Consider the following 20,775-nt stretch of genomic DNA (forward strand, 5'->3'; position numbering starts at 1 on the left):
AGTGATTGTTGCCTTTTCTTGCCAATAATAAACCAACCAATTTTATTAACGAACAAAAGATACAAATCCTAACGATTTATTTGTGTTATTAGAGGTGATTGGGACTTACCTTACAGCCTCTCTTAATTAAATAGGCTATTAAACTAATGATTATTTTGGCTAGCTGATGAGTGGCTATCTGTTTCTAAATGACTTAAATTAGGCATGGGTTTCCTTGGCTTAGGAGCCTCTTGACTTTGGCTGGCGCTAGATTGGGTATCAACGGATACGGTAGGCTCACTGGTGTCCGTTGCTATTTGGCTAGCCGAACTCGTCGTGTCCGCTTGAGTGGGACCTGTCTCTTTCTTAACTGTGGCTGACGATGAAGTATCTGGACCTTCTCCACTTAGGCCAGCTGACCGGTCTAATTTATTTAATTCTCGCACAGCATAGTCCCGAATAGGATCCTTATCAATAGTAGAGGCAAAGAATTCCTGTAACTCTTTTTCAGTTTCTCCAAGTAGAGGGTTCGGAATCATTGGATCATCAAAGGAACCCCTCCTCACAGGCTCATCAATGGTATCTAGGATTGGCTGGCCATTCATTGTCCAACCCAAAAGTCCGATAAATTCTCCTTGCTTATTAAAAATCGCCTGATAAGTAATGAATAACTTATCCCCATTGCCATCAATATACCAGAAGCTGTAGCTCTTACGTTGGCGGGTGGCTAGTTCATAGGAAAGTTTTCTTGAAATGGCTCGTGCTTGAGGAGGGTGACAATCGGTATAAAGTTCCCCTAAATGAGATTTCGAATAGGTATATGTTTTAGCATCTTCATTAAAATATTGGAATCTTAAATCAGGCCCAACAAATATAATCTCTTCAGTGATAGCATTTAAAATGCCATCAATTTGATCCAGGGTCAGGGAACCATTAGCAAATTCAACACGCATTTCATTCTTTAAGGGAGATTCAGCTAGTCGGTCATCATAGCTTTCAGCGGCTGCCTCATCATAAATTTGCATCGTAGTTTGTCGCATTGACTGACTAGCAAGGCTAGCTCCGGATATTGAGTCAAATTCAAAACGTTGTAGATCTAAAATTTGATTTTTCATTTGATCCAAGGCTGGCCGGAAATCCTCTAATTCAGGATTTAATATATTATATTCTAAGTCTTCGATCTGTAAAGTCGAAAAAGTCATCCTAACCTCTAAGGCATCACTATGGGCTTGATATTGTCCAGGACGATATTTTGACAAAGGCGGTCTCTTGCCACTAGCTACATCCAAGGCATTTTGCACGGCTTGTCGTAAACCATTTGATGATAGAGAAGCTCCCGATACGCCATCAATATCGGTTGAATTAGCTTCTAATATACGTCGAACCAAAATCGGAATGGCCTGTCCTCCTACTTCAGCTGTTTCTTTTTGTTGGATGACATCAATATAGGTAATTTTTTCTTGGTCAACGGTGACGTTTACTCTTATTCTCGTCGAAAAACCTTCAGCCTCACCGATATAAGATCCTGGTTCATAAGTCACTTCATCGGTCACTGTAGGTAAACCTTGAGCGGCGTTCAAGGCTGATGATACCGCCCTCTGCATAGCATGCGAGGTATGTGTAGCGCCTGATACAATGTCAACCTCTGCTGAATTAGCTTGCTTCATCGCTTGAGCAAGCAGTGGTATGGCTTGACCTCCTACTTCAGGCGTTTCTGACTGAATTTCAACATCAAGTGATTGGATGTGCGCTTCATCTACTTGTACATTAACTTTAATTTTCCCTGCGAATCCTTGAGCTTGTCCTGCATAGGTACCGGGCGTAAATCTTGACATAATTATATTCCTTTCCTAAACTTATTTTATTAAAACTTCATTTATTAACATCTGATCATTTTCAGTAAGAAACTTAATTGTGCTGTTTCTCTAATCTAATATGATTCGAGGTGAATCCTTATCTTAATCAAAAATAGAATCACTCAGGCTTATCGTCAGCTAATGGTCGAAAAAGGATTCGATCACTTCATAATTGAAGATATCCTTAAACAATCCAAGGTTGCTAGATCTACTTTTTACCGTCGCTTCCATGATAAATACGATGTGATGAATTATTACTTTAAGAGACAATTGCAGTCCAAGCCAACTAGTTATGAAGCTAGCTTAGACTACTATGCTCGATCCGTCGTTGAATACTACTATATTGTTGCTAAGGATCCCGATTTCTACCATCAAGCCATGAAAACCACCGGTTACCATTCGTTTAAAAATTTTATTCACCGAGAATTTTACCAGTGGCTTTTAGCTATTTATCGCATCAAGTATCAGACAGATCAGGTTCCAACAGAAGATCAATATGCCTTTGATTTTGCATCAGCTGGTTGTGTGCAAATGTTAGAACGTTGGTTAGCTGATGATATGCAAGTTCCGATGGACCAAATAACCCGTTGGGAATTAAAGAATGCTCCTAGTCATGTTCTCAGACTTTTTGATGACTCGATCTCCTTCGGCCACCACTATTTAACCGACCAACATATTCAAGTGATTCTAGAGGAGGTTAAGGCAGATATCAATCAACGTTAATTCTCCCTATCTAATATCAATAAGACTTGACCATTTAATTTTATTTTTATGCTCTTAATAAAGGCTAGTCGGCCAATATCCCGTTAAAATAATTAATCCTGGAATCCAACAAGTAAAGATACCAGCTATTATAGTGGCGTAATAAAGCCAGTTTCCATAAGATTTACCTAGATTATGTGCAGTATAGTTGGTTGACCAGAGATAGCCCCATATCAACCAATTAGCAATATCCCATAAGTTACCTTGATTGCTGACGACTATCCAAAGCGCAAAGAATAGAGTATTTAAAGCAACAAATAAAGAGAAATAACCTAAATTGCGGTTATCCCACTGGAAAATTCGATTAATACCATAAGATAAATAAGTATAGCCAAACAATAAACCTGAGATCGCTCCATAATAATAAGTCGCATCAGCATTCATTTGAATGCCGTGGATGCAATAAGCAATATTCAAGACAATATATAATAGTCCTGTAAATATATTGATTAGGGAATTAGAATGATCCTCAACTTTATCCAAGTAATTAAAGCCATTACTTATCAAAACAATCCCTGAAAACATAAGTGTAATTCCAGACATTTTTTCACCTCTTTCATCTAATGTTTACCTTCTCATCTTAACAATTTGTGAAATAGTTTCAATTAGAATTTACCCTCACAGAAACAAAAAAGCAAAAGTGTATCTAATAGCTAAGGGTATTGATGACCAAAATAAAAAAACTAGGGTCAATGAATCCATTGATCCTAGTTTTTAATTACTTCTTAAAATATCGATGATACTTAGCCGACAGATCCTTCCATCTCATATTCGATTAATCGATTTAATTCGACAGCATATTCCAAGGGTAATTCCTTGGTAAATGGCTCCACGAATCCCATCACAATCATTCCGGTGGCTTCTTCTTCCGTTAACCCCCGACTCATCAAATAGAAGAGCTGTTCTTCAGAGATCTTAGATACTTTGGCCTCATGTTCCAAGACGACATTACTGTTGTGAATCTCGTTAAATGGAATGGTATCAGACTTTGATAATTCATCCATGATAATCGTATCACACTCAATATGAGAGATTGAACGATCCGAATTTTCGGCAAATTTCACTTGACCTAAGTAGTCAACCATGCCACCATCCTTGGCAATCGATTTAGAGACGATCGAGCTGGATGTATCCGGCGCATTATGGAAAATTTTAGCTCCAGTATGTTGATGCTGATCCGCTCCAGCAAAGGCAATAGTCAAGATGGTTCCCCGAGCTCCTCGACCGTTAAGGCCGATCGCTGGGTACTTCATTGTCTTACGTGATCCAAGATTACCATCCACCCATTCCAGGGTCGCTCCTTCTTCACAGGTACCCCGTTTTGTGACTAGATTATAGACATTATCAGACCAGTTTTGAATGGTTGAATAGCGACAATAGCCGTCTTTTTTGACAATAATCTCTACCACTGCCGCATGCAAGCTCGCTCTCGAGAAGGTTGGAGCCGTACATCCTTCAACATAATGGATACTAGCCCCCTCATCAACAATAATAAGGGTTCTTTCAAATTGCCCTGACCGTTCATTATTCATCCGAAAATAGGTTTGTAGAGGGATATCTGTTTGTACTCCCTTTGGCACATAGATAAAAGTCCCCCCACTCCACACAGAGGTGTTCAAAGCAGATTGAAAGTTATCATCGGCTTCGACCACTGTTCCGAAGTACTCCTTGACTAGCTCTGGATATTCACGTAGGGCCGTGTCCATATCCGTAAAGATAATACCTAAATTCTCAAATTCTTCCTTCATCCGAGAATAGACCGCTTCGGATTCATATTGAACAGTGGCTCCAGCTAGGTAAGCTCGTTCTGCTTCAGGAATACCTAAACGCTCAAAAGTTTCTTTAATTTCATCAGGTACATCCTCCCAGCTTCTGACTGGATGGTCAGTTGCTTTTTGATAGTATGTTATATCATCAAAATCCATCCCTGATAAATCTGCTCCCCAAGTTGGAACCGCTTTTTGGCGATAGATCCGATAAGCCTCAAGACGCTTTTCTAGCATCCATTCTGGCTCTTCCTTTTCTTTGGATATGGTTTTGACAACTTCTTCATCTAAGCCTAAGCCTGTGGAAAAAATTATCTCTGCATTATCTCGAAAACCATATTGGTATTCCCCAACTACAGGTACTTCACTCATAAATATCCTCCTTAAATTTCACTGGGCCCTGCCCCTGTGCTCCGGTTAAGCCCATTTCAATGGCTCGCCAAGCGAGAATGCCACATTTATAGCGAGCTGGAAATTTTTTGACCCCTTGCAAAAGGTAAGCATCTTGTAAGGTCTGCTTCAATTGATCTGGCTTCCAGGTGACATCTTCGCGTAGACCTCCGATCAGATCGTCAAATCCGGCAATCGTCGAGAGTGCCTCAGCTTGAGATTGACCCTTGAGCACTTGGCACATCATATCTGCACTAGCCTGACTGATGGCACAACCTTCGCCATTAAACTTCACATCTTCGATTTTGCCCGCCGGATCCAAGCGATACTCTACAACGATAGCATCACCACAGGTAGGATTCAAGAGCTCAATCCGCTTATCTGCTTGACTCACATGACCGCGGTGGCGGGGTGACTTTGAATGTTCCATAATAACTGCCTTGTATAATTGATTGAGATCAAATAAAGCCATCCGTAAAAAACTCCTTTACTTTCCGAGTGGAATCAATAAACTGAGCCACCTCATCTAAGGTATTATAGACTGAAACACTCGCCCTTAAAGTCGCCGCCACCCCAAAATGACGCATCAAGGGTTGACCGCAATGGTGACCTGCTCTTAAAGCAATTCCTTCCATATCATAACCAGTTGAAGCATCATGAGGATGAACACCATCTATATTAAAGCTGACAATACCATGTAAGCCCAATTCTAACATTGCTGGTGTCTGATAGAGTTGAATGCCTTCAATCTCACTTAGCTCTTGATAAAGGGCTCTAACTAAGGCTTCTTCATGACTATGAAGTTGGCTCCAGCCAATCGACTCAATAAAGTCAATAGCTGGAAGCAAGCTAATCGCTTGAGCGATGGGAGGAGTTCCCCCTTCATATTTCCAAGGGGCTTCCTTATAGTTACTAACATAATCGCCCACTTGATGGATCATTTCGCCACCGAATAAGGTTGGCTGGCAGACACGGTGCCATTTACGATTGAGATAGGTCACGCCAATCCCTGTGGCAGCAAACATTTTGTGACCGCTGAAACAATAAGCATCCACTCCGAGATCCGCTAGATTTAAGGGTTGGTGAGCTACCGCTTGGGCACCATCCACGATCACCATAATATCTCTATCATGAGCCCACTCTACTAGAGATTGAATGGGCTGGCTAATTCCAAGAATATTAGACACATGATTGATAGCAAGCACTTTCACTTTACTCGTGTCTATTCTTTCTAGCGCATCCATATCAACCTGGTAACATTCATCTAAGGGCGCAAAGACTAATTGTGCCCCAGTCCGGCGGCAAACTTCTTGCCATGGAACAAAGTTAGAATGGTGTTCAATCAAGGTTGTCATCACTTGATCACCGACTTCTAACATCGGTTCAACTAAGCCTCTTGCAAGGAAATTGATCCCTTCAGTGGTTCCCCGGTTAAAAATCACTTCACTGCTGTCGTTAGCCCCAATAAACGTCGCCACTTTCTGACGACTGCCCTCATAAGCCCCGGTAGCCCGTTCCGCTAATTGATGGACACCTCGGTGGATATTGGCGTTATCGTTTTGATAATAATCTACCAAACAGTCAATCACTGATTGGGGCTTTTGTGAAGTGGCTGCATTATCAAAGTAAATCAAAGGCTCGCCATTCACTTCTTGGTCCAAGATTGGAAAGGATCTACGAATCTTAGCTAATTCATTATTTGTTAACATGATGATCCCCCTTTCTTGAATCCTTATTGATTGCGGTATCCAGATAGTTTCTCATCGATGGTCGCAACCATTTGACTACGAATTTCCTTGGACGGAATGGTCATAATGACCTGTCCTAAGAAACCACGAATCAATAAATACTCTGCCTCTTCCTGACTTAATCCCCGACTCATCAAATAATAGAGTTGTTCGGGGTCTAATTGACCAATACTTCCTGCATGGCCCGCGGTCACCTCAAACTCATCAATATAAAGCATCGGGTTCACGTCTCCCCGAGTTTGTGGCGATAGCATCATAATTCGGCTTTCTTGCTGGGCGTCGGCATTTTTAGCATTCTTAACAATCCGTCCAATGCCATTAAAGGTAAGTCGCGCTTGGTCTAAGGTGACACCGTGTTGGAAAATATGACCAACTGTATGGTTACCAACATTGAGTGCATGGGCATTGACAATTTGTTCTTGATCTCCATTGGCAATGGCCGTTATGGAAATATCCGAGGTTGACCCTTGACCCATCAAATTGGTATCAATATCTAAGATACTATCTCCTTGATTCATCGCCGAAACAACCCAGTCAATTTGACTGTCAACACCAGTCTGGCCATATCGTTTAACCATGGCCGTGGTCTCTTGGGCTAACCCGTCTAAGGCAACATATTTAACCTGAGCTCCTGCTTTGGTGATCACTTCCACATAAACAGTCGCCGCATTGGCTTCATGACCCACTGTTCCTAAACGCTCGATATATTGGACCCGACTATTAGTATCCGCCACCAATAAGATGTGCTTATTAAAAGCCTGCTGCTGGCGACTATCTTGTAATAAGATCCCTTCTATCGATAAGTCTAGTTCCATATCTTTAGGAACATAAACAAAGATACCTCCATTTAAATGAGCGGTGTGATAAGCAGCTACCTTGTCTTCTTGACTATCCAACACTTGGAAAAGGTGCTCTTCAACAAGGTCTGGATAAGTTTCCATGGCCTCAAATAAGTCCATCACAATTAGACCTGATTGGCCAGCCTGAGTTTCCTTGTAGGTCACTTGAGTTTGGTTACCTGCCAGGATCACTTGTGCCGCTAATTGGTCTTGGTTTGAACTCACGATATGATCTTGAAAGGTATCTACTAAATCTTGACTTGATACGCCGGCATCAATAGTCTCTTGGTAGAGTGGCCAATCTTGGTACTGGGTTCTTTCTATAAAGGCTGGTTGTAACGACTGCCAAGTATCCCTTGCTTTGGCTTGTCGGTCTTTGAAGAATGGAGCCCCATCAACTGGAAGTTTGCCCGTCTCTTGTTTGATATGATCCGTCAATTCCATCTACTCCTTTAATTCAAAATCTAAGCCTAATTCTTCAATAATCCCACTATAACCTTCAGCTTCTAACTGCTTGGCCAGCTCTGGTCCACCTGATTTGACAATTTTTCCATCAATAATAATATGAACAAAATCTGGCACGATATAATTAAGCAGACGTTGGTAGTGGGTAATGATGAGAGAGGCAAAGTTATCACCGCGCATCGAATTAACACCCTTTGAAACAACCTTTAAAGCATCAATATCCAAGCCGGAGTCAATCTCATCCAAAATCGCAAATTTCGGTTCAATCATTAGAAGTTGTAAAATCTCATTCCGCTTCTTCTCTCCACCGGAAAAACCTTCATTCATATAGCGTTCTGCCATCTCTTCCGGCATCTCTAATAGCTCCATCTTCTCATCCAGCTTAGTAATGAAGTCCATCACACTAATCTTGTCTTCATCTTCCTTGCCAGCATTCATGGCTGCTCTTAGAAACTGGGCATTGGTCACCCCTGGAATCTCGCTAGGGTATTGCACGGCTAAGAAGAGCCCCGCACGGGCGCGTTCATCCACTTCCATTTCAAGCACATCTTGGCCGTCAATATAAATTTCACCAGCCGTCACTTCATAAGCTGGGTTACCCATAATAGCTGCTGCTAGTGTTGATTTCCCAGTTCCGTTTGGCCCCATAATGGCATGAATTTCTCCGGTATTAATCGTTAAGTCTAATCCCTTGAGGATTTCTTTATCTTCAATTGAAACGTGTAAATTTTTAATTTCTAATGTCGACATTTTATTTCTCCCTCTATCATATTTAGGCTTGAATCACATGTGCCAATACGCTTTCATTCTACTAAACCCCGAGATTTGATTCAAGATAATAGTTTGTGCAGTTATTGACAGGATCTAATCAGCCCGTCTCACTTAGTTAGGATTGATTCCGAGAGTGATTCGACCTAAGCGGCTGATTCGATCTAAGCGCCAAGCAGGTTGCCAGACCACCTGCACTTCAGCTGAATCAATACCATCAATTTGGGTGAGCTTATCGGTAATTTCTCCAGGCATCGTCTCTATACAAGTGCAAGCAACTCCCGTGAAAGTCATGGTCAAGATACAATGATTAGTAGCGTCTAGTTCAATGCCATAGATCAAGCCTAAGTTATAAATATCTAAACCAATCTCCGGGTCGTAAATGGTCTGTAGTTGATTAACTAGCTCTTCTTGATAGGGTTCTAATGCTTTATTCATTTGGATATCTTCTCTCATAGCTAACTCCTTTTTAGTGTGAATGTTACTATCATACTAAATTTTTGACCTAAGGCCTATCTTTTTTAGAACAAAATTAAGATGATAATCATTTTCTTCTTAATATCCTACCATAATTCTAATCATTCTGTTAAAATATATCTAATCAAAATTTAGAAAAAGGAGACCTGACAATGTCAAAAGACTTAAGACAACGTAGTCACGTCTACGACGGTGCCGTAAAAGCTCCCAACCGAGCGATGATGCGGGCTACCGGAATGGAAGACGATGATTTTACTAAACCATTAATCGGCGTTATCAGCTCTTGGGCTGAGAATACTCCCTGTAATATCCACCTCCATGACCTCGGACAAGTGGCCAAAGAAGGCGTCAAGCAAGCTGGCGGTTGGCCTGTTCAATTCGGAACGATTACGGTATCCGACGGTATTTCAATGGGAACACAAGGGATGCGCTACTCACTCCCCAGTCGGGATGCGATAGCAGATTCTGTTGAAATTGCTATCGGCGGTCATAACTGCGATGCCTTTGTAACTATTGGCGGTTGTGATAAGAATATGCCTGGTTCAGTTATGGCCATGGCTAATTTAGATATTCCTTCAATATTCGTTTACGGCGGAACCATTGCTCCCGGTAATCTAGATGGTAAGGATATCGACTTGGTATCCGTCTTCGAAGGAGTCGGTAAATGGAACAACGGCGATATTACTGATGAAGAACTCCGTGCCATTGAATGCAATGCCTGCCCAGGGCCAGGAGCTTGCGGGGGCATGTACACAGCCAACACGATGGCATCAGCCATCGAGATGCTAGGACTAAGTCTACCGGGATCTTCTTCGAATCCGGCTATCACTGAAGCTAAAGAGGCTGACGTTAAACGAGCCGGTCAAGCTGTCATCAACTTGTTAGAGAAGAATATTCGCCCTTCCGATATTTTGACCCGAGAATCCTTTGAAAATGCCATCACTTTAACGATGGTTTTAGGCGGATCAACCAATGCCATTCTTCACTTACTGGCGATTGCTCATGCGGCTGATGTAGACTTGACCATCGATGACTTTAACGATATCCAAGCCAAGGTGCCCCACCTTGCTGACTTGAAGCCAAGTGGGCGCTATGTTTTCCAAGACCTCTATGAAGTAGGGGGAATTCCGGCTGTCATTCGTTATCTCTTAGAAAACGATATGATTCATGGCGACTGTCTAACCGTCACTGGCAAGACAGTTCGAGAAAACTATCAAGATGCACCAGCTCTAAAAGAAGGTCAAGATGTGATCATGCCATTAGATCAACCTAAACGGGCTGATGGGCCTTTGATTGTTCTAAAAGGAAACCTTGCGCCAGATGGAGCAGTAGTTAAAGTATCTGGATTGAAGGTTCGTCGCCATGAAGGGCCTGCCAAAGTCTTTAACACTGAAGAAGCAGCTATTGAGGCGACCTTAAATGGGGAAATTGTCGATGATGACGTCGTCATCGTACGCTTTGTCGGACCGAAAGGCGGACCGGGTATGCCAGAAATGCTCTCCCTATCCTCTATGCTAGTAGGTAAAGGGCTCAAGGTCTGTCTATTAACAGATGGACGCTTCTCAGGTGGTTCTCACGGTTTCGTTGTGGGCCATATTGCCCCAGAAGCTCAAGATGGTGGCCCAATTGCCCTCGTTGAAGACGGCGATACAATCATTATAGATCAAGATACTAAGGAATTAACCTTGAAAGTATCTGATGCCGAACTAGCTAAACGACGTGAAAAATTAGTGATTCCACCACTAGAAAGTCGTGGTGCCTTAGGTAAGTATGCCCACCTCGTATCTTCGTCATCTAAAGGAGCTGTCACTGATTTCTTCCACAAGAATGACCAGTAATTCTTACCCGAATTAAGCCAAATATACGCAATAAGTGCACCTTTCCTCACATCTAAACTAGAGATGGGGAAAGGTGCACTTAAATTATCTAGTCTTAAAGAATCTTTAGGACTGTATTTTTTTATTGATATGAGTTATTTGTCGCTTCATCAGCCAATAATTAATCGTCCAGATAACCAGAAAAATAAAGATAAAGATCACGCTGGATGTGACTACTATCTCCCAACGCCAAGGAAACATATTCAAAAAATAAGCCACTGACCAAAAAGTAAGTAAAGAAAGAATAAGATGGATAATAAGAGCTAGCAACAAGGGTTGTAGCTTCTCATATAATAATCCTCCGATACCGATGATACCCCCCAACAAGATGATTCCTAGTAAATCCTTGCCATATCCAGCCGATGGGTTAAAGACTAGTCCAGATAACAACCAGATAAGTAGTGACAATGTAGCACTATTATAAATGCTTTGCACATGTTTTTTCATAGTGTCCTCCTTATTGAATCCCCAAGTATTGTTTTAGCTGCTTAACGAATCGTCTAGATACCACCACTCGACTCCCAGTCTTCAGATGCGCATACATATTGCCCGAGAAAGCTAACTCTAAGCGTAGAAGATAGTTTATATTCAACGCCTGGTACTTACTGATCTGAATCATTGAATCCATGCTTAATTGACTTAAGGCCTCCTTTAAAGTTAGGCGAGTTTGATAACGATTCTGTAGACAAGTAACTTGCAGAATTCCCTTGTTAACTTCAAGATAGACGATTTGAGTCTTATTGATAAGGTCAAAGTTTGACCCTTGTTTAATGATCCATTGATTGCTCCTATGGCCGTTTTCGGCTTCAAGAACCTGCACTAAGGCTCGGGCATCTACTAGCCTTCGGCAGCTGACTCTAGCTTCCTGATCCTCAAGCGATAGGTCTTGAGCGGCCATAATTTGCCATTGTTCAGTCATATCTTCCCTCCTATCTGCGACTTTAGTATAGCAAAAGGGGATCGCCTTGTATCTACTTTGTGGCTAAACGGTAGAAATCAAGGGCTAAGCGAATGCTGTTCTCTAGTAAACATCAAAAAGAAACGTTCCTAGCGGTAGTTAGTCATTAACTACAACTTGGAAACGTTTCTTGGCTATCTATAAGAGCCTTCAGGCTCGCTTTAAAAGATTAGCGACTAATCCTTATCCACTTCAGCAATGACTTCTATTTCAATCTGACCTCCTAAAGGTAGAGCAGCCACAGCAAAGGCACTTCTAGCAGGATAAGGTTCTTGGAAATACTCTGCATAAATCTCATTGACCCGACTGAAATCATTAATATCCGAAAGTAATACTAAAACTTTAACAACATGGCTTAAATCTAAATCCTGGCTCGCTAAAACATATGAAATATTCTTGAAGGCTTGATGGGTCTGAGCTTCAATGCCTTCTTGCAATTCCCCTGTTTCTTTGTCTAATCCTAATTGACCTGATAGGTAAATCAGGTTACCAGTTCTTACGGCTTGAGAGTAAGGACCAACTGCATCCGGGGCTAAATTTGAATTCAGTGCTTTCATATTATTCCTCCTAGACTAGTAATTGAAAGAGTGTCTCATTATTTATCACATTAATGTAATTTGGATCAAATTCACTGATCCGTTCTAGTAATTGTGGCAGATTTTCTCGCTTACCTAAACGCACACCAATAAATACAGGCGCTTGAGTCCGATTGATCCGCTTTGTATACTCAAATCGAGTCACATCATCGTCTTCATTTAAGATATTCGTTACAAATTCCCGCAAAGCGCCGGCTCTTTGAGGAAACTTAATAATAAAGTATTGCTGCAAGCCCTCATATATTAAAGCTTTCTCTTCGATTTCAGCCATACGACTGATGTCGTTATTCCCACCAGAAATTAAACAAACAACATTCTTACCTTTAATTGTATCACCCAGTTGTTCTAAGGCAGCGACAGTTAAGGCACCGGACGGTTCAGCAACAATGGCTTGCTTCGTATAGAGCTGAAGAATGGACTGGCTCACTCTTCCTTCTGGAACTTGAATGAAGCGATCTACATATTCTCTGGCATATTCAAAGGTAAGCGTGCCTGCACGAGCTACCGCAGTACCATCACAAAACTTATCAACCTTATCTAAGGTCACTGGCTGTCCAGCTTCCACAGCTCGAATCATTGAAGCCGCACCGGTAGGCTCTACCCCCACCAAGCAAGTATTGGGAAGTGCATCATGGACATAAGCACCAATTCCAGATATTAGTCCTCCCCCGCCAATTTGAGCTAAGATGAAGTCAGGTTGTTCCCCTTGTGCAACCATTTGCTGGTGAATTTCTACTCCAATCGTTCCTTGCCCTAAGATAACATTTAGATCGTCATATGGTTCAATAAAGGGTCGATCTTCTTCCTGGGCATAAATATGAGCAGCTGCATTACAAGCATCAAAAGTATCCTCTGTTAATACCACCCTCACAAAATCTCCACCAAAATATTCTACCTGGTCCACCTTTTGCTTAGGAGTTGTCGTAGGCATAAAGATTACAGCTGGTACTTGCTTGAGCTGGCAAGTGTAAGCGACCCCTTGCGCATGATTACCCGCTGAAGCACAGACAACGCCTCCTTCTAGTTGAGACGCATCTAATTGATCAATCGCATAATAAGCGCCACGAATCTTGAAAGAACGAATAATTTGTAGATCCTCTCTTTTCAGGTAGATATCTGCCTGGTATTTTTCAGACAGATAGCGATCTTTGACTAGAGGAGTTTGTTGAATATTCGCCTTTAAGTCGCGGTAGGCGGCTAAGACATCTTCTGCCGTCAGTGGTCGAACCATTTTATTCATCCTTTCTTTAATTAGTCATCTCAAAATTAAATGAGATTACATAGTTATTTTTAATAATCATTAAGAAATATTATGGAGGAAATTAAATTATCTGTCAACAATCATTCTAAATAATTCAAAATAATCCTATTTTAAAAGTTTTTAAATTAGGTCTTGCAATTATTATTCTTTATTAGTATTATTAATTAACGATTAGAAAACTCACATTTTAAATCGTCGATAAGAAATTAAAAGCTATTCCCGTTCATGGAAGCGACTAGGGGAAGGTGAGAGCCTAGATGAGCGTAGCTTTTAAATCATCTTGGAGTGCCAAATTGAAAGTCAGTAAATTTGGCCGTCCTGCCCACGTTATCAGGCCAACCAAACCAATGAGTTTGGTGTTAAGGTAATTAATGTAAGTTAATTGCGAATTTAGGTGGTAACGTGGATTCATTTCGCCCTAGAGATTTAGGCGGGATGGATTTTTTATTATCTATTAATTAAGGAGGGGAAGATCTTGAATGCTCAGACGCATCTAATGAAGCCGGTCCATACCGGATCGGACTTATTGATCAAGTCACTATTAGAAAATAATGTCGAGATTGTTTTTGGTTATCCAGGTGGTGCCGTTTTACCTATTTTTGATGCTTTATATCAACAAAAGCCGGCTTTCAAAAATATTTTATGCCGTCACGAGCAAGGGCTCATTCACGCAGCGGAAGGCTATGCCCGAACAACAGGTAAACCCGGTGTCGTCATTGCTACTTCCGGTCCAGGGATTACAAATTTATTAACAGGAATTGCAGATGCGATGTTAGATTCCTTGCCAATCGTTGTATTGACTGGACAAGTAGCTGCTGGCGTGATTGGAACCGATGCTTTTCAAGAAGCTGATGTTATCGGTTTAACTACACCGATTTCCAAGCATAATTTTCAATTACACTCGATTGAAGAAATTCCAAGCACTGTTAATAAGGCCTTTCATATTGCTACTACTGGCAGGCCGGGTCCGGTTATTATTGATATCCCTAAGAATATTGCAGAAACCATTATTAAGGAAGATTATTCAGGGGATTTCCATTTGCCGGGTTACCAACCCAATGTTAAGCCAAACATCCGTCAGATTAGACGGGTACTGGAAGCTTTGAATCAAGCCCAACGTCCAGTGTTACTAGCTGGGGCAGGCGTTATCTCTTCTGGGGCCAGTGATCGTTTATATGAATTCATTGACCGCTATCCTATGCCAGTAGTCAATACCCTTCAAGGGATTGGTGCTTTTCCTGGAACCCACCCACTCTCACTTGGAATGGCCGGTATGCACGGAACTTATGCCGCCAATGAAGCTATCACCCAGAGTGATTTGTTGATTAATATTGGAGCCCGCTTTGATGACCGTTTAACGGGGAATTTAGCTGGCTTTGCGCCGAACGCAAAAGTTGTCCATATCGATATTGATCCTGCCGAAATATCTAAGAATGTCAAGGCTGATATCGCCGTTGTAGCAGATGCAGATGAAGCCTTAGCTGCCCTCTTGGCAGAAGCACCGATCGAGGTGGACTTTAGTGACTGGATTCAGATCAACCAAGATAATGCAAAAGAATACCCGCTCTGGTTTAACCACCATGAAGAACTGATCTCACCGCAATGGTTCATTAGGCAAGTCTCTAAGAAAACCAATAATGAGGCCATTGTGGTCACTGATGTCGGTCAACATCAGATGTGGTCGGGTCAATTCTATGACCAAACAAAGCCCAACCACTTTGTCTCGTCTGGCGGTCTTGGTACCATGGGCTTTGGCCTACCAGCTGCCATTGGCGCTCAATTGGGTAACCCTGATGAGACTGTGGTCCTTTTTGTAGGGGATGGTGGCATTCAAATGACCATTCAAGAACTTGCAACGATTAGACAATATAATTTGCCAATCAAAATCTTTATCTTGAATAACGAGACCCTCGGCATGGTTCGCCAGTGGCAAGAGTTGCTGTATGAAGAGCGTTATTCTCAATCTATGCTGAATAATGGCTTAAATCCTGATTTTCTTGCACTAGCTGCTAGTTACGGGATTAAGAGCCTACAACTTACCAAAGAAGACCAAGTGGAAAAAGCATTAGATGAAATCTTTGCCAAGCCCGAACCAGTCCTAGTCGATGTTCGCATCCCAACTAAAGAAAAGGTATTCCCAATGGTTCCTGCCGGTAAGAGCAATCATGAAATGTTAGGGGTGAAGCCATTATGAAACGTATTATCACTGCTTATGTAGAAGACTCAAGTGGCGTCTTGAATCGCTTAACTGGCTTACTTTCTAGGAGAAATTTCAACATTGAAAGTATCACCGTTGGCAAGACCACCCAGGCCGGTCTTTCAAAAATCACCCTGCTCATTGATTTGGAAAGCCCCCAGGCTGCTGAGCAACTCTTAAAACAACTAAACAAGCAAATCAATGTGATTAAGGTCAATGATATTACCGACCAAGCTCATGTTGCACGAGAACTAGCTCTCATCAAAGTCGCTATTTCAGCTGATAATCGAGCAGAGATTCATAGTATTATTCAACCTTTTAGAACTAATATTCTTGATGTGTCTACGGATTCTATTACCATTGAAGTTACTGGCGCCCTTTCAAAAGTAGATGCGCTCATTAACTTACTGATGCCTTACGGTATCATTGAAGTGTCACGAACTGGCCTCACTGCCTTTCCTCGTGGAAAATAATAAACATATAAAGGAGATAAATAAAATGACAAAAGTATTTCATGACTCAGATATTTCTACAGCTATCCTAGAAGGCAAAAAAATTGCCATCATCGGCTACGGTTCCCAAGGACATGCCCATGCACAAAACCTACGTGACTCCGGTTTCGATGTTGTGATCGGTTTAAGAGAAGGTGGCTCATTTGACCGCGCGCGTGAAGATGGCTTTGAGGTCAAATCAGTGGCAGAAGCAACAAAAAAAGCTGATATCGTGATGGTTCTTCTACCGGATGAAAGACAAAAAGTAGTCTATGAGGAAAGTATTGCCCCTAATCTTGAAGCTGGTAATGCCCTTGTGTTTGCCCATGGATTCAATATTCACTATGCCCAAATCGTTCCGCCAGCTGATGTTGATGTCTTCTTGGTAGCACCTAAGGGACCCGGTCACTTGGTGAGAAGAACCTTTGAAGAAGGTGCCGGTGTTCCCGCTCTAGTTGGGGTCTATCAAGACCCTAGTGGCCAAGCCAAAGAGATTGGTATGGCCTATGCGGTTGGTATTGGTGCCGGACGAGCCGGTATCTTAGAGACAACTTTCAAGGAAGAAACAGAAACCGACCTTTTCGGTGAACAAGCTGTTTTATGTGGAGGCGTTTCTCACCTAATTAAGGCGGGTTATGAAGTCTTAACTGAAGCTGGCTACCAACCAGAATCAGCTTATTTTGAAGTCTTGCATGAAATGAAATTGATTGTAGACTTGATCTATGAAGGCGGCTTGGAAAACATGCGCTATTCTATCTCTGATACGGCAGAATGGGGCGATTATGTAACAGGTCCTCGCATTATTACCGAAGAAACTAAAGACGAAATGCGTGCCGTCTTAAAAGATATTCAAACAGGTGAATTTGCTAAAGATTGGATTCTAGAAAACCAAGCTGGAAGACCTAAGTATACTGCTATCAAACGCAATGAAAAAGAGCATCCAATTACTGAAGTAGGAAAAGAATTACGTGGGTTAATGCCATTTATCGGTGATTCTCTCGTTGACTAGCGAACTTTTTAAGCGGTGGCTCTAGGCCACCGCTCTTAATTTTTAGTGAAAGGATCCTGACTATGAACCCTCTCATCAAGTTAGAAGAAGTTTCCTGGATCAGACAAGGCAAGATAATTCTATCAGGGATTAACTGGCAAACTTATCCAGGTGAACATTGGGCTATCTTAGGTCTCAACGGTTCCGGAAAAACTTCATTGCTTAATATTATCAACGGCTATTCCTTCCCTAGCCAAGGTCAAGTTCAAGTCTTAGATACCACTTTTGGCAAGGGATCGTTACCCAAACTAAGAGAATCAATCGGTTTCATATCCAGCGCCTTAGATCGGTACGAATCAACTTTTCGACGACAGACTGTTAGTGACTTAATTCTAAGTAGAAAGTTTGCTTCAATCGGCTTATACCCTAACCATGAAGTAACTGAAGTTGACCAAGTCTTAGTCAAGTCGCTAGCTGATGCAGTAGGAATGGGACCATTCTTGAATCGTCATTACTTTAACTTATCCCAAGGCGAGAAAAGACGAGCCTTAATTGCTCGTGCCTTGATGAATCAGCCTAAGTTACTGATTCTGGATGAACCTTGTACAGGACTCGATTTACTGGCAAGAGAACGCCTTCTGCAACAAATGGAAGAGCTAGCAAAGACCACCCAACAATTAATCTATGTGACCCATTACATAGAAGAAATTACACCAATAATCACTCACGTCCTCTTACTCAAAGACGGACAAATTGTCAGTCAAGGCCCTAAAGAAAAAGTGTTAACGAGTGAACGCTTAACACAGACTTTCCAGGTTCCTATTCAATTACACTGGCAAGATCAACGCCCATGGATTACTATCCATTCACAGAAATGAAAGGAGTCTCCTATGACAAAACTTACACCAGAAACTATTCAATGGGATCAACTCGGTTTTAATTATATTGATACTGGTAAAAGATTCCGCGCCTACTATAGAGATGGTGCTTGGCAAGAAGGAAAAATTGAAGATGATCGCTACATTAAAATTTCTGAAGGAGCTACCGCCTTACACTACGGTCAACAGTGCTTTGAAGGTTTGAAAGCCTACCGAACAAAAGAAGGAAAAATTCAACTTTTTCGACCAGAGCAAAATGCCCAGCGCATGGTCGATTCCGCTGAACGTTTGCTCATGCCCCCTTATCCTGTTGAAGATTTTGTCGCAGCTGTCCACCAGGTAGTGGCTGCCAATGCCGACTGGATGCCTCCTTATGGTAGTGGCGCTAGCCTCTATATTCGACCCCTACTAATCGGCAGTGGAGATAATATCGGAGTTGGACCAGCACCCGAATATTTATTTACCATCATGGCCATGCCAGTAGGCCCGTATTTTAAGGGGGGGCTAAAGCCAGCCAAATTTATCATCTCAGATTTCGACCGAGCTGCTCCTCGTGGAACAGGTAGACAAAAAGTCGGTGGTAACTATGCTTCCAGTCTCCTAGCTGGCAAAAAAGCCAAAGAAGCTGGCTATGCCGATGCAATTTATCTGGACCCTGAAACCCATACCAAAATCGAAGAAATCGGCTCATCAAACTTCTTTGTCATTAGTGATAACAATGAGTTTATTACACCTAAATCTCCTTCTATTTTACCTGGGATCACTAAGCGCTCCTTGCTCTATCTTGCTGAACATGAACTTGGAATGAAGGCGATTGAAGGTGATATCTATGTCAAGGACCTCGACCAATTTGTTGAAGCGGGGTCCACTGGTACTGCTGCTGTTATAACGCCTATCACCTCAATTACAGCTGGGGATACAGTCTATACCTTCTATCCAGAAGACCAAGTGGGACCTGTGACTCAAGAACTTTACCGTTTATTAACCGGCATTCAATATGGAGATCTTCAAGGACCAGAAGGTTGGGTTCAAGAAGTTAAGCTATAAGAATATCAGCTAAATAGCCCACCGATACACTGCACTAGGCATTGGGTCGGTGGGCTTGTTTAGATGATGTAATGGATCATAACAGGAATTTTTATTGAATAAATTGATAGGCATTTCGCTGGGTACCATCAGCAACTGTCACTACCCCACAAAAACTGAAGGGTAGGCTCTCAATCAGCTTGGTCATAGGAATGTTATCCTGGTGGGTATCAATCCTAACATTAGAGTAATGGTCGAGAACCCACGTTAGACAATAACGACCGGCTCCCTTTATTTGCCCCTTGCTAGCCACTCGGTGAATTGTCACATAAGGGCCATCATTTAACCACTCACCCGTTATCTCTTGATAATAAGGGTCAATACCTGTTTGAAGACAAAAGTATGCTACAGGAAGATCCGAATCATCCACGCACACATAAGCAAAACTTTGCTGGATATCCTCTTCAACTATCTCTGGACCGGGATAACCGTCAGCCCATTGTCTGATTCCAGAGACCTCTCTTTGAATCTGGCGACCAACCGCAAATATCTCAAGAATAAGGGGGACATCCTGATAGCTAGCCTTTCTTATTTGCATATTTTCCCAACTTTCTATTTGACTATCATTATTAGTAACTATCAATTATTATATCTGATAGATTAGGCATTGAAAAGCTAACAAATATGTTATAATATCTTTAGTAATCTACTTGAAGGAGTTAATTAATATGATGGAAATGCAACGAATTAGCCGCGACCGCGCGGAACTGTTAGCTCGTAACTACAAAGAGAATCCTGAAATGAAATATGTGGTTTATAATATTCGCCGTCGTAGCTTTATTCTACACAATCCTTATGTCTTCTTCTTCCGTTTCAGTCGCCGTGAATCAGTCTGGAATACACCGATTGTTAACCTGGATGATGTCACTTCTAATGATAAATCGATTCAAGAGATCACTCAAGATATCCGTGAAGCAGTCAACCAACAAGTCTATGATACCGTTAACCTGAACCTCAAAAAGAAGTTTACCTTAGACGATGGCTATACCCTTCTTCGTTATTACTTCCATGGTAAATGTTATCTTGCCTACTATGACTATTATTTAGGCCGTGTAGTCCTAATTAAGGAAAGAGATAAATCAGAAGATTTCTCTGCTTTAATCGGAACCCGTTACTACTTCATTGATGATATGCATAATGTTATCCAAAACAAGCTAGGGCTGGAATCTGACTTCTTGATTCACATTGTCCAACAGCTAATGGAAGAAAAATTGATTTTGGAAGATATTGATGGTATTGAAACCCTCAACGAAAAACTTCATCAATATATTTGTAATGAAATCGATAAATTGGAGACCTATATCCAAGCCAACAAATAAATAAGAAACCGTCACTAAACTTGTCTATTCAGCTTGAACATCTTGTTAGATGCTAAAAAGTCAAATCTTCTTGA

Annotated in this window: 21 protein-coding genes; 8 read left to right on the forward strand and 13 right to left on the reverse strand. The window is 41.7% G+C overall.

Annotation, left to right across the window (positions count from 1 at the left end):
• Positions 1-143 precede the first annotated feature (143 nt).
• Positions 144-1,814 (reverse strand): FMN-binding protein, encoded by a 1,671-nt coding sequence (locus T408_RS0103950; protein WP_028118795.1) that lies wholly within the window; start codon positions 1,812-1,814, stop codon positions 144-146.
• Between the two features lie 138 nt (positions 1,815-1,952).
• Between T408_RS0103950 and T408_RS0103955 the strand changes: the two genes are divergently transcribed.
• Positions 1,953-2,558, forward strand: a complete 606-nt coding sequence (locus tag T408_RS0103955; protein ID WP_268870433.1) for a TetR/AcrR family transcriptional regulator — start codon at positions 1,953-1,955, stop codon at positions 2,556-2,558.
• 54 nt (positions 2,559-2,612) lie between these two features.
• Here the strand turns inward: T408_RS0103955 and T408_RS0103960 are convergent, their stop codons facing one another.
• The 7 genes from T408_RS0103960 to T408_RS0103990 all read right to left on the reverse strand — a co-directional run bounded on the left by T408_RS0103960 (position 2,613) and on the right by T408_RS0103990 (position 9,029).
• On the reverse strand, positions 2,613-3,140 hold the full coding sequence (locus T408_RS0103960; RefSeq protein ID WP_028118797.1) for an AmiS/UreI family transporter: 528 nt from the start codon (positions 3,138-3,140) through the stop codon (positions 2,613-2,615).
• Between the two features lie 200 nt (positions 3,141-3,340).
• On the reverse strand, positions 3,341-4,735 hold the full coding sequence (sufB, locus tag T408_RS0103965; protein ID WP_028118798.1) for a Fe-S cluster assembly protein SufB: 1,395 nt from the start codon (positions 4,733-4,735) through the stop codon (positions 3,341-3,343).
• Positions 4,728-5,225, reverse strand: a complete 498-nt coding sequence (gene sufU, locus T408_RS0103970; protein WP_028118799.1) for a Fe-S cluster assembly sulfur transfer protein SufU — start codon at positions 5,223-5,225, stop codon at positions 4,728-4,730. The genes sufB and sufU overlap by 8 nt, the downstream gene beginning before the upstream one ends.
• The gene (locus tag T408_RS0103975; protein WP_028118800.1) at positions 5,212-6,462 is read right to left on the reverse strand and encodes a SufS family cysteine desulfurase; all 1,251 of its coding nucleotides are present in this window, start codon (positions 6,460-6,462) and stop codon (positions 5,212-5,214) included. The genes sufU and T408_RS0103975 overlap by 14 nt, the downstream gene beginning before the upstream one ends.
• 23 nt (positions 6,463-6,485) lie before the next feature.
• Entirely contained in the window at positions 6,486-7,778 is a 1,293-nt protein-coding gene (locus T408_RS0103980) for a SufB/SufD family protein (protein WP_169730298.1), read from the reverse strand.
• A 6-nt stretch (positions 7,779-7,784) separates the two neighbouring features.
• On the reverse strand, positions 7,785-8,555 hold the full coding sequence (sufC, locus tag T408_RS0103985; protein ID WP_028118802.1) for a Fe-S cluster assembly ATPase SufC: 771 nt from the start codon (positions 8,553-8,555) through the stop codon (positions 7,785-7,787).
• Between the two features lie 132 nt (positions 8,556-8,687).
• On the reverse strand, positions 8,688-9,029 hold the full coding sequence (locus tag T408_RS0103990) for a metal-sulfur cluster assembly factor (RefSeq protein WP_028118803.1): 342 nt from the start codon (positions 9,027-9,029) through the stop codon (positions 8,688-8,690).
• A 173-nt stretch (positions 9,030-9,202) separates the two neighbouring features.
• On the opposite strand from T408_RS0103990, the gene ilvD reads away from it, so the two are divergent.
• Positions 9,203-10,888, forward strand: coding sequence for a dihydroxy-acid dehydratase (gene ilvD, locus T408_RS0103995; protein ID WP_028118804.1), 1,686 nt, complete (start codon positions 9,203-9,205; stop codon positions 10,886-10,888).
• A 105-nt stretch (positions 10,889-10,993) separates the two neighbouring features.
• On the opposite strand, the gene T408_RS0104000 is transcribed toward ilvD, so the two are convergent.
• The 4 genes from T408_RS0104000 to ilvA all read right to left on the reverse strand — a co-directional run bounded on the left by T408_RS0104000 (position 10,994) and on the right by ilvA (position 13,712).
• A complete protein-coding gene (locus T408_RS0104000) occupies positions 10,994-11,374 on the reverse strand; it encodes a DUF3021 family protein (RefSeq protein WP_028118805.1) in 381 nt (126 codons plus the stop codon).
• 10 nt (positions 11,375-11,384) lie between these two features.
• Positions 11,385-11,846 (reverse strand): LytTR family DNA-binding domain-containing protein, encoded by a 462-nt coding sequence (locus tag T408_RS10820; RefSeq protein ID WP_051444781.1) that lies wholly within the window; start codon positions 11,844-11,846, stop codon positions 11,385-11,387.
• Between the two features lie 215 nt (positions 11,847-12,061).
• Complete coding sequence (locus tag T408_RS0104010) at positions 12,062-12,442, reverse strand: RidA family protein (protein WP_028118806.1); 381 nt, start codon at positions 12,440-12,442, stop codon at positions 12,062-12,064.
• Between the two features lie 10 nt (positions 12,443-12,452).
• Positions 12,453-13,712, reverse strand: a complete 1,260-nt coding sequence (ilvA, locus tag T408_RS0104015; protein ID WP_028118807.1) for a threonine ammonia-lyase IlvA — start codon at positions 13,710-13,712, stop codon at positions 12,453-12,455.
• 526 nt (positions 13,713-14,238) lie between these two features.
• Between ilvA and ilvB the strand changes: the two genes are divergently transcribed.
• The 5 genes from ilvB (at position 14,239) to T408_RS0104040 (ending at position 19,343) form a co-directional block, all read left to right on the forward strand.
• Positions 14,239-15,936: a biosynthetic-type acetolactate synthase large subunit gene (gene ilvB / locus T408_RS0104020; protein WP_035420069.1), complete on the forward strand. Its 1,698-nt coding sequence runs from the start codon at positions 14,239-14,241 to the stop codon at positions 15,934-15,936.
• Complete coding sequence (gene ilvN, locus T408_RS10825; protein WP_035420071.1) at positions 15,933-16,412, forward strand: acetolactate synthase small subunit; 480 nt, start codon at positions 15,933-15,935, stop codon at positions 16,410-16,412. Before ilvB ends, ilvN begins: the two co-directional genes overlap by 4 nt.
• A gap of 25 nt (positions 16,413-16,437) precedes the next feature.
• Positions 16,438-17,439, forward strand: a complete 1,002-nt coding sequence (ilvC, locus tag T408_RS0104030) for a ketol-acid reductoisomerase (RefSeq protein WP_028118809.1) — start codon at positions 16,438-16,440, stop codon at positions 17,437-17,439.
• A 62-nt stretch (positions 17,440-17,501) separates the two neighbouring features.
• Positions 17,502-18,296, forward strand: coding sequence for an ABC transporter ATP-binding protein (locus T408_RS0104035; protein ID WP_028118810.1), 795 nt, complete (start codon positions 17,502-17,504; stop codon positions 18,294-18,296).
• A gap of 12 nt (positions 18,297-18,308) precedes the next feature.
• Complete coding sequence (locus tag T408_RS0104040) at positions 18,309-19,343, forward strand: branched-chain amino acid aminotransferase (RefSeq protein ID WP_028118811.1); 1,035 nt, start codon at positions 18,309-18,311, stop codon at positions 19,341-19,343.
• 91 nt (positions 19,344-19,434) lie between these two features.
• Here T408_RS0104040 and T408_RS0104045 read toward each other — a convergent pair whose 3' ends face one another.
• On the reverse strand, positions 19,435-19,920 hold the full coding sequence (locus tag T408_RS0104045) for a hypothetical protein (RefSeq protein ID WP_028118812.1): 486 nt from the start codon (positions 19,918-19,920) through the stop codon (positions 19,435-19,437).
• Between the two features lie 130 nt (positions 19,921-20,050).
• Between T408_RS0104045 and T408_RS0104050 the strand changes: the two genes are divergently transcribed.
• Entirely contained in the window at positions 20,051-20,701 is a 651-nt protein-coding gene (locus tag T408_RS0104050; protein ID WP_028118813.1) for a hypothetical protein, read from the forward strand.
• Positions 20,702-20,775: the final 74 nt, after the last annotated feature.

The organism is Hutsoniella sourekii ATCC 700629, assembly GCF_000518205.1.
In the GTDB taxonomy this organism is placed as follows: Bacteria; Bacillota; Bacilli; order Lactobacillales; family Aerococcaceae; genus Hutsoniella; species Hutsoniella sourekii.